Source organism: Pseudomonas sp. Sample_10 (assembly GCF_004321495.1).
Classification (GTDB): domain Bacteria; phylum Pseudomonadota; class Gammaproteobacteria; order Pseudomonadales; family Pseudomonadaceae; genus Aquipseudomonas.
Genome location: NZ_RCOE01000283.1, coordinates 1 through 15,026 on the forward strand (window position 1 = coordinate 1; position 15,026 = coordinate 15,026).

Below are 15,026 nucleotides of genomic sequence, written 5' to 3' on the forward strand. Positions count from 1 at the left end.
ACTGACTGGCGGCAATGCCCAGCAGCAGGGATTCGGCAGTTGCGCTATGGCGTCCAAGGTAGATCAGCGTCGGACGAATCACATAACGGCACAGTTCGCTGGCAGCGATACCCATAAAACCCTCGAAACCATGAATTGGACGGCGATACCTGAACAGGGCCTTGGCAGCAATGGATCGAATCAGGCTCGCCGAAAGCGGATCAAGCCGCTTGAGTTGAAGTGTAGTGTCATATTCGCTGCGTAAAGGACTGTTTTTAAAATATTTCCAGCTTCCAGTTATAACCGTTATACCGGTTGGTGCTTAGCCGCTTTGCGGGCAAACTGAAATTTCAGGCAACAAAAAGCCCCGCTTTTGAGAGCGGGGCTTTTGGTATTTCAGCCTTGCTGGCGTCTCAGGCAACCAGTGCCTGACGAGTACGTTCGATCACGGCCTGCAGCGGTTCAGCGCTGGAGTATTGATCGGGGTACAGGCGTTCGCTGTGTCGGGCGATGCCGTGTTCGTTGACCAGGGTAAAACTGAAGCAGCCTTTGCGAGCGGCCATGATCAGGCAGTTCATTGGTGCAAAAGCGTTGGTTAGGGTGCGGATGGCATCCTGTGCATGGATTTGAGTAGACATAGTCATGGTGTTCCTACAAGCGACACGGATAAGAGCCGTGCAAAATTAAAACGTTCCAGTGACGACGACCACCGTTGGTCGAGCGAAGAACCTGACTGGAACAAAGCAGCCAGTTTGAAGCGCTGATAAATTGGCGCGCTTGGGCTGGCAGGTAGGTACTTAGGAGGGCAGGCAACACATCAAGGGCTAAGGTTCTGGGCCCGGGGTGAGGATCCTGATCAATTTGCAGGTTGGTTCGGTCAGAGTAAGCGAGCCTGGCAACACCCTTTGCTTTCGATTCAAAGGCTGTGTTGACGCAAGATTTACCTGGAAACCATCGAGGTGGTCGATCCCGCTTTTATCGGTTGGGCTTCCATCGGGAAGGCAGTCCGGGGGGATTTGTTCGACCAGAATTGACTTTCAGCTTGGTACTAACGCCGGGGATACTAACGGATTGAATCGGCAAAGGGAAGTGTGATAGCCACAGGAATATCCAGGGGGTCCTGGAACAGCCGTAAAAAAACCGACATGAGCCCTGATAGCGAGCTTGGATGATCCGGATTCCGACCGATGGTCATGACCATCCGACGGATGACAAACGGCCTGGAATGCGGGTTTGCCGCGATTTATCCCCAGGACCGATGCCAAATCGCGCCGAAAAAACGCCTCGATATAACCATCGGCGAGCTACTTGTACACATTAGTTGCACAGACTGTAACGCCACTGTCATCCCGCTCCAGAGAGGAGTGGGTGCCTGTAACCAAAATTTAAGTCAATGAAAAACATCGCTTTTTTTTACTGGTGAAAAAATCGTCAGTTTGACTGCAGGCCCCATTCCACAGGGCTTTGCGGCTCTTCAAGGGCGGTTGTCCACTGAGTTATCCACAGCTTCTGTGGATTGTCCCGAGCGCTTGCTCTAGGACGGGCGTGCCGGGATTTTTTCAGCTTTACCTGTAAGAAAAAAAGAGTAGAGTGGCGCGCCTTCCGATCTGCCCACAGTGCTTTATGAAGTTTCGTACACCATCCGATTCCTCTTCCTCCAAAACATCCACTGTTGCCCCTCCCAAGCGTTTTTCGATGCGGGTTGCAGAGTGGTTGCTGGACAGTCCGCGACTGGGCGAAAACCCGAATGTCAAACACATCGCCGGGCGTTTGCTCAAACAACCTGCCCGTGAGGGCGTGGTGGCCGCGCAAAGCCGCCTGGGCCAACTGATGTGCCGCGAATGCGGGAACGCCCGGGACCGCCGGATCGGCCAGGACCTGTTGCGGCAGGCCGCACGGGCGGGTGATCAGCGCGCACAACAGGAACTGGGGCTGATCGAAGACTGAGCTGTCCAAGACCTGACGCCTTGGTTAACCTTCAAACTTTAATTCGAAGGCAGGAATGGCTATGGCTATGGACTTGACCAGCGCCTTGCTCGGTCTGGCAGGCGCTGCGTTGCCTTTGCTGGTATTGGCCTGGCAGCTTCAGCGCCGGGCGAGCAACTCGCAAGCGGACGTCGCGTTACTGGAAGAGCGTCTGGCCATGGCCCAACTGGCGCAGGATGGCTTGAGTTCACAACTTGAAACCTGTCGCGATGAAATCGCTGATCTGGGGCAGGCCAATGCCGCCAGGCAGGCAGATTTGGCCGCTGTGCGCCGTGAAGTCGAGTTGTTGCAGATCGAACGCGATGACGCCCGGGATGCTGCCCATGCCTGGAACATCGAGCGCGCCGGCAAGGAAGCCGAGTTGCGGCGCCTGGATGCCCAGGCCGCCTCGCTCAAGGCTGAACTGCGCGAACAACAGGAAAGCCATCAACAACGCCTCAACGACCTGCAGGGCTCCCGAGACGAGTTGCGCGCGCAGTTCGCCGAGTTGGCGGGGAAAATCTTCGATGAGCGTGAACAGCGTTTTGCCGAAACCAGCCAGCAGCGTCTGGGACAACTGCTTGACCCACTGAAAGAACGCATTCAATCGTTCGAAAAACGTGTCGAGGAAAGTTATCAGGCCGAGGCGCGCGAGCGCTTCTCCCTGGCCAAGGAACTGGAACGCCTGCAACAGCTTAATCTGCGCCTGAGCGACGAAGCCACCAACCTGACCCGTGCCTTGAAAGGGCAGAAGACCCAGGGCAACTGGGGCGAGTTGATCCTGGAGCGGGTACTCGAACATGCCGGCCTGGAAAAAGGCCGTGAGTACCAGACTCAGGTCAATCTCAAGGGGCCGGACGGCGAGCGTTTCCAGCCCGACGTGATCATCTATTTGCCCGGCGACAAGCAGGTGGTGGTCGACTCCAAAGTCAGCCTCACGGCTTATCAGCAATACGTGGCGGCCGAGGACGAAGGCATCAGCCAGATCGCCATCAAGCAGCACGTGCTGTCTCTGCGTAATCACGTCAAAGGCCTGGCCGGCAAGGATTACAAGCGGCTCGACGGTTTGCACAGCCTGGATTTCGTGTTGCTGTTCGTGCCGATCGAAGCAGCGTTTTCCGCGGCATTGCAGGCCGAGCCGACGCTTTTTCAGGAGGCGTTCGACCGCAACATCGTGATCGTCAGCCCAACCACGTTGCTCGCGACACTGCGGGTTATCGACAGCCTGTGGAAGCAGGAACGACAAAGCCAGAACGCCCGGGAAATCGCCGAGCGGGCCGGGTGGCTGTACGACAAGTTTGTGTTGTTTATCCAGGACCTGGACGAGGTGGGCAATCGCCTGCAGCAACTGGACAAGGCCTACAGCTCGGCGCGTAACAAGTTGACCGAAGGGCGCGGCAATCTGGTCAGTCGCAGCGAGCAACTGAAGTTGCTCGGGGCCAGGGCAAGCAAGAGTTTGCCCGCAGATTTGCTGGAGCGGGCGATGACCGATGTCGATGGCTTGGTCGAGTTGCCGGAATAAGGGTTTTCGCTGGCGCTACAACGGCAAATGCCGGCTCAACAACGCCCGCAACGCCGCGGGTTTGACCGGCTTGGTCAGGTAATCCAGTCCGGCCGCATGTACCTGAGCGATGGTCTCTGGCCGCCCGTCGGCGCTGATCACCACGCCCGGCACAGGCTCACCGAGTCGAGTTCGCAACCACGCCATCAATTCGGTTCCGGTCTCGCCGTCATCCAGGTGGTAATCGACCAACGCCAATTGTGGTCGCATCCCCTCAGCGAGCAGGGTCATGCACTCTTCGCGGTTGCGTGCGGTCCAGACCTGGCAACCCCAGCGCGTGAGCAAGCTGTTCATGCCGATCAGAATGCTGTCCTCATTGTCGATGCACAGCACCTGGCCGCCATTGAGCAACTTGCCATTGAGTTCGACAGCCTTGGCGGGCAGCGCCGTTTGCGCTCGGGCCAGCGGTACTCGGACGCTGAATACGCTGCCGCGTCCTGGCCAAGAGCGTACAAGCAAGGTGTGACCCAGCACGCGGCACAGACCATCGGCAATCGCCAGGCCCAACCCCAGGCCTTTTTCCGCCCGTGTCTGATGGCTGTCGAGACGTTTGAATTCTTCGAAAATCACTTGCTGCTTGTCTGCCGGAATACCCGGTCCGCGGTCCCAGACTTCCAGGCATAGCTCGCCTTTGCGGCGACGAACCCCAAGCAACACGGGGCCTTTGGCGTAGCGGAAGGCGTTGGTGAGGAAATTCTGCAGGATTCGGCGCAGCAGTTTGATGTCGCTGTCGATGCGCAACTTGCTGCCCCGGACACGGAATTGCAGGCCTTGCTCACGAGCCAACGCCTTGAATTCGGCGCCAAGGGTGTCGAACAACTCACTGAGGGCAAATGGCTTGGGATCAGGGTTGATCTTGCCGTTTTCCAGGCGGGAAATGTCCAGCAGATCGCTGATCAAGTCTTCGGCAGAACGCAGCGAGCTATCCAGGTGCTGGATCAGTTTTTGCGCCTCACCGGGCAATCCGTCGTGCTGATGAGTCAAGGCCGCGGAAAACAGCCGCGCAGCGTTCAGTGGCTGCATCAAATCATGGCTGACCGCTGCCAGGAACCTGGTCTTCGATTGGTTGGCCGCCTCGGCGGTCCCCTTGGCTTCGGTCAGCGCGACGTTGAGTTGTGAGAGCTCACGGGTACGCTCAGCTACCCGCTGTTCCAGGCTCTCGTTGGCTTCGGTCAGCGCCTGCTCGGCCTCGCGGAATGGGGTGATGTCGGTGAAACTCATGACAAAACCACCACCCGGCATCGGGTTGCCGATCAGTTCGATCACCCGCCCGTTGGGGAACAATCGCTCCGACGTATGCGCACGCCCCTGGCGCATCCAGTGCAGGCGCCGGGCGACGTGTACTTCGGCTTCGCCGGGGCCGCACAGTCCCCGTTCGGCGTTGTAGCGGATGATGTCGGCGATGGGGCGACCCACGCTGATCAAACCGTCCGGGTAGTTGAACAGCTCCAGATAGCGCCGGTTCCAGGCCACCAGTTTCAGTGACTGGTCGACCACGCTGATGCCTTGGGTAATGTTCTCGATGGCGCCTTGCAGCAGCGCACGGTTGAATTGCAGGACTTCCGAGGCTTCATCGGCGATCCGCACGACGTCCTCCAGTTGCATCTCCCGACCTTCGATGGCCGCCTTTACCACCGCCCGCGTCGACGAGGCGCCCAGTACGCCGGCGAGCAGGCGTTCGGTATGGGCGATCCATTCACCGTCGGCATTCTGGTTCGGGTTGAAGCCTTTGCCCTGGCGATAGGCAAAGCGGATGAAGCTCTGGCGGGCGCGTTCTTCGCCGACAAAGCGGGCGGCCAATTGCAGCAAGTCGTCGATCTGTACCGCAAGCATTGAGCGCGCGCTGGGGCGGGCGCTGATTTCCTGGCCGATGAAACGGCCAGCCTGCCAGTGTTCCGACACGCGGGTGCGCGACAGCACCGAGACCCAGGCAAACAGGGTGAAGTTACCCGCCAGAGACAGCACCACGCCTTGGGTCAGCGGGGTGATCGGCAGGTTCAGCGGATTGCCGTGCAGCCAGGCCAGGCCCGGGAAACTGTTCAGGGACATGCCGAGGCTATGGGCGGCGATCGGCAGGATCAGCGTGTAAAACCACAGGAAGGTGCCGGCGGCGAGACCGGCAAACACACCACGGCGGTTGGCCTGTTTCCAGTACAGCGCGCCGAGCATCGCCGGTGCCAGTTGCGTGACCGCGGCGAAAGCGATCTGGCCGATGGTTGCCAGGCTGGCGGTCGAGCCCAGCAGCCGATAGCTCACGTAGGCCAGCAGCAGAATGACCACGATGCTCACGCGGCGCACCGAGAGCATCCACTGGCGGAACACTTCGAATGGACGCTCGGCGTTGTTGCGGCGCAGCAGCCATGGCAAAAGCATGTCGTTGGAAACCATGGTCGACAGTGCGACGCTGGCCACGATCACCATGCCGGTGGCCGCCGACGCACCGCCGATGAACGCCAGCAACGCGAGGGCAGGATGAGCCTGGGCTAGCGGCAGACTGATGACGAAAGAGTCCGGCAACACCGAGCTCGGCAACATCATCTGGCCGGCCAGGGCGATGGGTACGACAAACAATGCTGCCAAAGCGAGATAGGCCGGAAACACCCACTTCGCCAGACGCAGGTCTTGCGGGTCGATGTTTTCGACGACGGTCACATGGAATTGTCGCGGCAGGCAGATGATCGCCATCATCGCCACGCCGGTTTGCACCACCATCGACGGCCAGTTGATGGTTTCTTTCCAGTATTGCTCCAGGCGTGGGGCGAGCATGGCTTGATTGAACAGGTCATCGAAACCGTCGTACAAACCGAAGGTCACGAACGCGCCGACCGCCAGAAAGGCGAACAGCTTAACCAGTGACTCGAACGCAATCGCCAGCACCATGCCACGGTGGTGTTCAGTGGCATCGAGGTTGCGCGTACCGAAAACAATGGTGAACAGCGCCAGCACCAGCGACACCACCAGCGCGGTGTCCTGTGCGCGAACGCCCATGGCGTCGGCGCCCGCACCGATCAGCAGATTCACGCCGAGCACGATGCCCTTGAGCTGCAAGGCAATGTAGGGCAGCACGCCGACCAGGCAGATCAGCGCCACCACCACCGCCAGCGACTGGGATTTGCCATAGCGTGCGGCAATGAAGTCGGCAATCGAAGTGATGTTCTCCTGCTTGCTGATCATCACCATTTTTTGCAGGACCCACGGCGCCCCGATCAACAGCAGGATCGGTCCAAGGTAGATCGGCAGGAACGACCACAGCTGTTCGGCGGCCTGGCCAACGGCACCGAAGAACGTCCAGCTGGTGCAGTAGACGGCCAGTGACAGGCTGTACACCCAGGCACGCACCCGCGGCGGCAACGGCGCGCTGCGACGGTCACCGTAAAAGGCGATGGCGAACATGATGGCCATATAGGCCAGGGCGACGGCGGCGATCAGCCCGCTGGACAGCGACATGGGAACTCCCGGCAACCAAAGACACCCGGGCCTCCCGCCCGGACAGACAGTCTCGCACGATGGCAGGGGTTAGTCAGTGTCGACCAAGGTCGTGGCGTGGCGGGCTGTCGCAGGGGGCTGCTCTCGATAGGGTCGTCACTGAGTCAGTGCAATCTCGATCAATCGATGCAACTCCTCTACCTCCAGCGGCGCTTCGGAAAACAGGATGCGGAACACGATGGGCGCCGCGATCATGTTGATCAGCCGGTCGACACCGGGCTGTGGTTCATCCGGGTAGCGATCCAGAATGACCTGCAATTGCCCGCCAATGATCGTTGCGCAGTAGCTCGGCTTGAGGCTCGACTGCACGTCGCGCAGCATGTTGCGGCCGGGGGCTGAGCTCATCTCGTCCAGATACTGTTCCGCCCAGGCGCGCACATCACCCGCCAGGCTGCCGGTGTTGACCGACTCGGTTTCCGGTTGCATGCGCGCAAGGGCGACGTCCGCGAGCAGCACCGACAATTCTCCCCACCGCCGGTAGATGGTCGACGGCGTGACCCCTGCGCGAGCAGCAATTTGCGGCACGGTGAGGGTGGCGCGGTCCTGTTCTTCAAGAAGCTCGCGCACGGCGTTATGAATCGATTCCTGTACCCGGGCGCTGCGGCCACCGGGACGTAAAGCGGGCGTACTCATGATGTGTTTCCTGTTTCGCGGCGGAGTCTTTTCAAGGCAGCGCCGTTTCTAAAAAGCCATGCATCGGACCTTAACACAAAGAATTTGCTTTAAGCGCAACCCGGTAGCACACTCCGCAAAAGCAAAAAATTAGCTTTTGCGGAGTGTGCGCATGTCCAATACTCGTTCGAACCGGTCCAGCCTGTGGTTCCTGGCAATCACCTTGCTCAGTTTTCTGGCGGCATCCACCGCGCCGACACCGTTGTATTACTTGTATCAGGAGCAAATGCAGTTCTCGGCTGCGGTGCTGACCCTGATTTTCGGCGTGTATGCCCTCAGTTTGCTGGCGGCGCTGCTGACGGTCGGTTCGCTCTCGGATTACCTGGGCCGCAAACCGGTGATCTTCACCGCGGTGCTACTGAACATCCTGGCGATGTTGATGTTTATTCATGCCGACAGTGTTACCTGGCTGATCAGTGCCCGCGTCCTGCAAGGCTTTGCCACCGGGATGGCGACTGCGGTGCTGAGTGCAACGCTACTTGATACGGACCGCCAGCATGGGCCGCTGATCAACAGCGTGGCACCCTTGATCGGCATGGCCATGGGCGGGTTGGGCTGCGGTTTGCTGGCGCAGTTTGCGCCGGCACCGCTGCACTTGACCTATTGGCTGCTGTTGGTCTTGTTTGCGATGCAGGCGGTGTACGTCTGGCGCTTGCCGGAAAGCGTTTCGCGACAGCCCGGCGCCTGGGTTTCATTACGTCCCACGCTGCATGTGCCCTTCCAGGCGCGTCCGACAATGTGGCGGGTGTTGCCGCTCAACACCGCGACCTGGGCGCTCGGTGGTTTCTACGCCTCACTGGCACCCTCGCTGGTACGCACGGCCACCGGCTCAACATCAAACTTGATCGGCGGCGCGACCGTCGCCGCTCTGACACTGACGGGCGCGCTGATGATCTACGCCTTGCGCAATCGCCCGGCCGCCAGGTCGCTGCAATTGGGAGCCAGCCTGCTGCCGATGGGTATCGTGTTGATTCTGCTGGGTGTACACGGTTCCAGCCTGACGTTGTTTTTCGTGGGCACGCTCATCGCCGGGTGTGGCTTTGGTTCCGGGTTTCTGGGGGCCGTGCGCAGTCTGGTGCCGCTGGCCTTGCCCCATGAGCGGGCGGGGTTGATGTCGGCGTACTACGTGCTCAGCTATCTGGCGTTCTGCCTGCCATCGTTGCTGGCCGGCAACCTTACGCACGGTTTTGGTCTGGTCAGAACCACTGATGGCTATGGTGTTGCATTGATCGTCCTGTCGCTGAGCGCTTTGTTTTCATTGATGCGCCAACGTAACGCCAGCATCAGCAATGCTTCAGGTCGTGCGTAATCTCCTGTAGGAGGTGTACATCTGCAAAATAGATAACAGTTAGAGATATTACCCGTTATATCGATATTCCATCTGGCTCTATGATGAACTCCACCTCACCAGAGGACAGGAGTTCATCATGACCTGCACCCACATCGCCAAACCCGGTATCAAGCCGTTTCGTCATCTGCAACATCCAATGGAAGTCATTCGCCAGTTCACCCCCAACTGGTTTGCCGCCACCATGGGCACCGGTGTATTGGCTTTGGCGCTGGCACAATTGCCGGGCGCCAATCCCGCGCTGCACGCAATCGCCGAAGGTCTTTGGCTGTTCAATATTCTGTTGTTTGTATTGTTCACGGGCCTTTATGCCGCGCGCTGGGTTTTGTTTTTCGACGAGGCTCGCCGGATTTTCGGACATTCCACGGTTTCGATGTTTTTCGGCACGATTCCCATGGGGCTGGCGACCATCATCAACGGCTTTCTGCTGTTCGGTTTGCCACGTTGGGGCGAAGGCGTGATCGCACTGGCCGAGGTGTTGTGGTGGCTGGATGTCGCGATGTCGCTGGCGTGTGGGGTGCTGATTCCCTACATGATGTTCACCCGCCAGGAACACCGCATCGACCAAATGACCGCTGTCTGGTTGCTGCCGGTGGTGGCGGCGGAAGTGGCCGCCGTCAGCGGTGGTTTGCTGGCGCCGCACCTGGCCGACGCTCATTCGCAACTGGTGGTGCTGGTGACAAGCTATGTGCTCTGGGCGTTTTCCTTGCCGGTGGCGTTCAGCATTCTGACGATTCTTCTGCTGCGCATGGCCCTGCACAAGTTACCCCACGAGAACATGGCCGCCTCCAGTTGGCTGGCATTGGGGCCGATCGGCACCGGCGCGCTGGGCATGTTGCTGCTGGGCGCGGATGCGCCAGCGATTTTCGCCACCAACGGTATGGCGGGTAGCGGCGAGATTGCCGCCGGCCTGGGCCTGGTCGCAGGCATCACGTTGTGGGGCTTCGGCTTGTGGTGGATGCTGATAGCGATCCTGATCACCCTGCGTTATCTGCGTGCCGGCATTCCTTTCAATCTCGGCTGGTGGGGCTTCACCTTTCCGTTGGGGGTCTACTCTTTGGCAACGCTGAAGTTGGCCAGCACCCTGCACCTGATGTTTTTCAGTGTGTCTGGTTGTGCTCTGGTGGCGTTGTTGGCGGTGATGTGGCTGATCGTAGGCACGCGCACTGTACAGGGCGCCTGGAGAGGGGAGCTGTTCGTCTCGCCATGCATTGCAGGATTAAAGAAATAACCTGCGAAGTTTAGGTAATGTGTGGCCTGGATCGAGGTTCGACAATCCAATCAGAAAACCCGGCCACTTTTACCCAACCTCAGGGAAACATGGAAGATGAGTCACCCCTCACAGTTCACCTTGCTGCGCACACGTCGATTCCTGCCGTTCTTCGTGACCCAGTCCCTGGGGGCGTTCAACGACAACATCTTCAAGCAGTCGCTGATCCTCGCCATCCTGTACAAACTCACTATCGACGGTGATCGTTCGATTTGGGTCAATCTGTGTGCGCTGTTGTTCATCCTGCCGTTTTTCCTGTTCTCGGCGCTGGCCGGGCAGTTCGGGGAAAAATTCGCCAAGGACGCGTTGATCCGTCTGATCAAGCTCGGGGAAATCGCCATCATGGCGGTGGGTGCGATCGGTTTCATGTTCGATCACCTGTGGCTGATGCTCGTGGCGCTGTTCGCCATGGGCACGCACTCGGCGCTGTTCGGGCCGGTGAAGTATTCGATCCTGCCGCAAGCCCTTCGCGAAGATGAACTGGTCGGTGGCAACGGCCTGGTGGAAATGGGCACGTTCCTGGCGATCCTTGCCGGGACCATCGGCGCCGGGATCATGATGTCTTCCAGTCATTACGCCCCGGTCGTTTCGACGGCGATCATCGGCATTGCCGTGCTCGGTTACCTGGCCAGCCGCGGTATCCCGCGGGCTGCAGCGGCGACCCCGGAAATGCGCCTGAACTGGAACATCTTCAGCCAGTCCTGGGCCACGTTGAAACTGGGCCTGGGGCAAACCCCGGCGGTGTCGCGTTCGATTGTCGGCAACTCGTGGTTCTGGTTCGTCGGGGCGATTTACCTGACGCAAATCCCCGCCTATGCCAAGGAATGGATGCACGGTGACGAGACCGTTGTAACGCTGATATTGACGGTGTTCTCGGTCGGTATCGCCGTTGGTTCGATGCTCTGCGAAAAGCTCTCCGGGCGTAAAGTCGAAATCGGCCTGGTGCCGTTCGGTTCGTTTGGCCTGACCGTGTTCGGCTTGCTGCTGTGGTGGCATTCCGGGGGGATTCCCGACAGCGTTGCGGGCCATGGCTGGATCGACATTCTCGGCTTTGGCCACACCTGGCTGGTGTTGCTCGACATCCTCGGCCTCGGCGTCTTCGGTGGTTTCTACATCGTGCCGCTGTACGCGCTGATTCAGTCACGCACCGCCGAGAACGAGCGGGCGCGGGTGATTGCCGCCAACAACATTCTCAACGCGTTGTTCATGGTGGTATCGGCGATCGTTTCGATCATCCTGCTGAGCCTGGCCAAGCTGTCGATTCCGCAATTGTTCCTGGTGGTGTCGCTGCTCAATATTGGCGTCAACGCCTACATCTTCAAGATTGTTCCCGAATTCACCATGCGCTTCATGATCTGGCTGCTCAGCCATTCCATGTACCGGGTGGAGCACCGCAATCTCGAACGGATTCCCGATGAAGGTGCTGCGCTGTTGGTGTGCAACCACGTGTCGTTCGTCGATGCCTTGTTGATCGGCGGTGCAGTGCGTCGGCCGATTCGCTTTGTCATGTACTACAAAATCTACAACCTGCCGGTGCTGAACTTTATCTTCCGTACGGCGGGGACGATTCCGATTGCCGGACGTCAGGAAGATATCCAGATCTACGAACAGGCCTTCACGCGCATTGCCCGGTATCTGAAGGAAGGTGAGCTGGTGTGCATCTTCCCCGAAGGCAAGCTGACGGCGGACGGCGAGATCAATGAGTTCAAGGGTGGACTGACGCGGATTCTCGAGGAGACGCCAGTGCCAGTGATTCCGTTGGCTTTGCAGGGGTTGTGGGGAAGTTTCTTCAGCCGCGATCCGGGCAAGGGATTGTTTCGTCGGCTGTGGTCGCGGGTGACACTGGTGGCGGGGCCGGCGGTGGCGGTTGAGGTGGCCGAGCCTGCCAAACTACAGGCTTTGGTTGGGGACTTGCGCGGGACCGTCAGGTAGTTGGTGACTGTACTGGCCCCATCGCGGGCAAGCCTACTCCCACAGGAATTGATGGTGTGCTCCAAATAGGTGGCACAACGTAAATCCTGTGAGAGCTGGCTTGCCCGCGATGGCGGTAGTGGCCTAAGCGCTGACCTTGAGCCCAACCAACCCGGCAATAATCAACGTCACACTGGCCAGCCTGAACAAGGCCATCGACTCACCGAACAGGATGATCCCGGCAATCACCGTACCGACGGCGCCTACGCCAGTCCAGACTGCATAGGCCGTACCCAGCGGCAATTCCTTCATGGCAAGGCCCAGCAAACCAAGGCTGATCGCCATGGCCGCGAGGGTGAGGGCACTGGGGAGTGGTCGGCTGAAACCGTCCGTGTACTTCAGGCCCACAGCCCAGCCGACTTCAAACAGGCCGGCGAAAAACAGAATGATCCAGGACATGTAAGACCTCATCGATTGACGGGGTCGTCCCCAGATTGATGACTCGATCGAGCCGCGAGGTCGTCCTCCCGGTGCGCAATATAGTGCCCAGCATTAATCCGGGGATCAAGTTGCCGGATCAGTCGGTGGCTTGCTGACCCGCGACTTTCCGGTCTTGCTTCTCGCTCATGCGGCGGAAATACGTCGAAAGCAGCGCGCCGGAAATGTTGTGCCACACACTGAACAACGCACTCGGCACTGCCGCCAGCGGCGAGAAGTGTGCACTGGCCAGCGCGGCACCCAACCCGGAATTTTGCATGCCGACTTCCAGTGCCAGGGATTTACGCTGGGCCAATGGCAGCTTGAATACGCGTCCGGTGAAGTAACCCAGCAGGTAACCGAAGCTATTGTGCAGCATGACCACCGCCATGATCAGCAGGCCGGATTCGGCGATTTTCGCCTGGCTGGCGGCGACGACGGCAGTGACGATAATCACGATGCTCACCACCGAGACCAGCGGCAACACGTCCACGGCGTGACGAACCTTGTCCCCGAGCAAGCGCTGGGCAACCACGCCTAATACGATCGGCAGCAGCACCACTTGCAGAATCGACCAGAACAACTCCATGAACGAAACCGGCAGCCAGGCCGAAGCCAGCAACCAGATCAGCGCTGGCGTCAGCAGCGGGGCGAGCAGGGTGGTAACCGCAGCGATGGCCACCGACAGTGCGAGATCGCCACGGGCCAGCCAGGTCATGACGTTTGAAGAGGTGCCGCTAGGGCAGCAGCCGACCAGGATAACGCCGACGGCGATTTCCGGCGGCAGATGGAATGCCTGGCAGAGCAACCACGCCACACCGGGCATGATCACGAAATGCGCAACCACGCCGAGGGCCACGCGCCATGGATGGCGTGCGACTTCGGCGAAGTCTTCGAGTTTGAGGGTCAGGCCCATGCCGAACATCACCAGTCCCAACAGCGGCACGATGGCCACCTTGAGGCTGATGAACCATGCTGGTTGCAGAAATGCCACAACAGCGAAAATCAGTACCCAGTAAGCGAAAGTGTTGCCGACAAAACGACTCAATGCAGCCAGTGCGCGCATGGCCTGATCCTTATTATGAGAAAGGCGTTAGGGAGCTAAGCATACGCTGCTTGCAAAAAAAGATCGCAGCCTGCACCAGCGTCGCCTCAGGAAAAAGTTTTCCGTAGGCGCCGCCGAAGGCTGCGATCTTTTTGAGTGCCGATTATCTGGGAAAGAAGTCAGATCCCCTGCGGAGTCTCTTCGCCGCCCAACGCTTCAACCAGCGCCGGCAGGAAATCGCCGAAGGTCAGCATCATCAGGGTGAAGCTGGCATCCAGTTGGCCGAGGGCTTCGTCGCCGCCGTCCTGTTCTGCCTGGTCTTGCAGCAAGTCTTCAAATTTCAGGCGCTTGACCACCATCTTGTCGTCGAGCACGAAGGACAGCTTGTCCTGCCAGGCCAGCGACAGCTGAGTGACCACTTTGCCGGTGCTCAGGTGCAGCTGGATTTCTTCGCTGGTCAGGTCCTGACGCTTGCAGCGCACAATGCCGCCGTCTTCGTGGGTATCGCGTAGCTCGCACTCGTCCAGCACAAAGAAATCGTCGGCGGCTTTCTGCGTGGTGACCCATTCGGTCATGGTCGCGGTCGGCGACATCTTCACCGTCAACGGGCGCACTGGCAGGGTGCCGATCACTTCGCGCAGGGTCGACAGCAGGTCTTCGGCCCGTTTCGGGCTGGCCGAATTGACGAGGATCAAGCCTTGTTTCGGCGCGATGGCAGCGAAGGTCGAGGAGCGGCGAATAAAGGCACGAGGCAAGAAGGCCTGGATGATTTCATCCTTGATCTGGTCGCGTTCTTTCTTATAGACCTTGCGCATTTGCTCGGCTTCGATCTCTTCGACCTTTTCCTTTACCGCGTCCCGCACGACGCTGCCAGGCAGAATACGTTCTTCCTTGCGCGCGCTGATCAGCAGGAAATCTCCGCTGACATGTACCAGCGGCGCATCCTCGCCCTTGCCGAACGGGGCGACGAAACCGTAGGTGGTCAACTCCTGGCTTGCACATGGGCGCGCCAGTTTGGTGGCCAGTGCAGTTTCCAACGCCTCGGCATCAACAGGCAGATCTTGGGTCAGGCGATAGATAAGCAGGTTTTTGAACCACATGGGGTGAGTCTCTCCTTTATACAAAGGCGGGCATTATTGTCCTCCGTGTGCCATAGGCCAACCCTTCTCTAAGCCTTTGGAAGGCATCAGAAAATTAATTAAAAAAGTGCTTGCCAGAGGTAGGGTCGCTCCGTAGAATGCGCGCCACACCGAAGCGAAGGGTGATTAGCTCAGCTGGGAGAGCGTCTGCCTTACAAGCAGAATGTCGGCGG

At 59.2% G+C, this 15,026-nt stretch carries 11 protein-coding genes; 5 read left to right on the forward strand and 6 right to left on the reverse strand.

Features of this window, described 5'->3' with window-relative positions; genetic code table 11:
• Window positions 1-392 precede the first annotated feature (392 nt).
• Window positions 393-617, reverse strand: coding sequence for a hypothetical protein (locus tag D8U18_RS26935; protein WP_003204606.1), 225 nt, complete (start codon window positions 615-617; stop codon window positions 393-395).
• 985 nt (window positions 618-1,602) lie between these two features.
• Here D8U18_RS26935 and D8U18_RS26945 point away from each other — a divergent pair.
• Both D8U18_RS26945 and rmuC read left to right on the forward strand, forming a co-directional pair.
• On the forward strand, window positions 1,603-1,926 hold the full coding sequence (locus D8U18_RS26945; protein WP_082557531.1) for a hypothetical protein: 324 nt from the start codon (window positions 1,603-1,605) through the stop codon (window positions 1,924-1,926).
• A 196-nt stretch (window positions 1,927-2,122) separates the two neighbouring features.
• Entirely contained in the window at window positions 2,123-3,466 is a 1,344-nt protein-coding gene (rmuC, locus tag D8U18_RS26950; protein WP_177434392.1) for a DNA recombination protein RmuC, read from the forward strand.
• A gap of 15 nt (window positions 3,467-3,481) precedes the next feature.
• Here rmuC and D8U18_RS26955 read toward each other — a convergent pair whose 3' ends face one another.
• Complete coding sequence (locus D8U18_RS26955; RefSeq protein ID WP_056852922.1) at window positions 3,482-6,952, reverse strand: PAS domain-containing hybrid sensor histidine kinase/response regulator; 3,471 nt, start codon at window positions 6,950-6,952, stop codon at window positions 3,482-3,484.
• 135 nt (window positions 6,953-7,087) lie between these two features.
• Window positions 7,088-7,624 (reverse strand): TetR/AcrR family transcriptional regulator, encoded by a 537-nt coding sequence (locus tag D8U18_RS26960; protein WP_131109059.1) that lies wholly within the window; start codon window positions 7,622-7,624, stop codon window positions 7,088-7,090.
• 151 nt (window positions 7,625-7,775) lie between these two features.
• On the opposite strand from D8U18_RS26960, the gene D8U18_RS26965 reads away from it, so the two are divergent.
• The 3 genes from D8U18_RS26965 (at window position 7,776) to D8U18_RS26975 (ending at window position 12,213) form a co-directional block, all read left to right on the forward strand.
• Window positions 7,776-8,972, forward strand: coding sequence for an MFS transporter (locus D8U18_RS26965; RefSeq protein WP_131109060.1), 1,197 nt, complete (start codon window positions 7,776-7,778; stop codon window positions 8,970-8,972).
• Window positions 8,973-9,090: 118 nt separating this feature from the next.
• Window positions 9,091-10,242 (forward strand): TDT family transporter, encoded by a 1,152-nt coding sequence (locus D8U18_RS26970; RefSeq protein WP_130908446.1) that lies wholly within the window; start codon window positions 9,091-9,093, stop codon window positions 10,240-10,242.
• 96 nt (window positions 10,243-10,338) lie between these two features.
• Window positions 10,339-12,213 carry an MFS transporter gene (locus tag D8U18_RS26975; protein WP_056852918.1) on the forward strand — a complete coding sequence of 625 codons (1,875 nt, stop codon included), beginning with the start codon at window positions 10,339-10,341 and terminating at the stop codon, window positions 12,211-12,213.
• A 123-nt stretch (window positions 12,214-12,336) separates the two neighbouring features.
• Here the strand turns inward: D8U18_RS26975 and sugE are convergent, their stop codons facing one another.
• The 3 genes from sugE to rdgC all read right to left on the reverse strand — a co-directional run bounded on the left by sugE (window position 12,337) and on the right by rdgC (window position 14,814).
• Window positions 12,337-12,651, reverse strand: coding sequence for a quaternary ammonium compound efflux SMR transporter SugE (gene sugE, locus D8U18_RS26980; protein WP_131109062.1), 315 nt, complete (start codon window positions 12,649-12,651; stop codon window positions 12,337-12,339).
• Window positions 12,652-12,769: 118 nt separating this feature from the next.
• A complete protein-coding gene (locus D8U18_RS26985; protein WP_130931647.1) occupies window positions 12,770-13,735 on the reverse strand; it encodes a bile acid:sodium symporter family protein in 966 nt (321 codons plus the stop codon).
• A 158-nt stretch (window positions 13,736-13,893) separates the two neighbouring features.
• Entirely contained in the window at window positions 13,894-14,814 is a 921-nt protein-coding gene (gene rdgC / locus D8U18_RS26990) for a recombination-associated protein RdgC (protein WP_008060875.1), read from the reverse strand.
• Window positions 14,815-15,026: the final 212 nt, after the last annotated feature.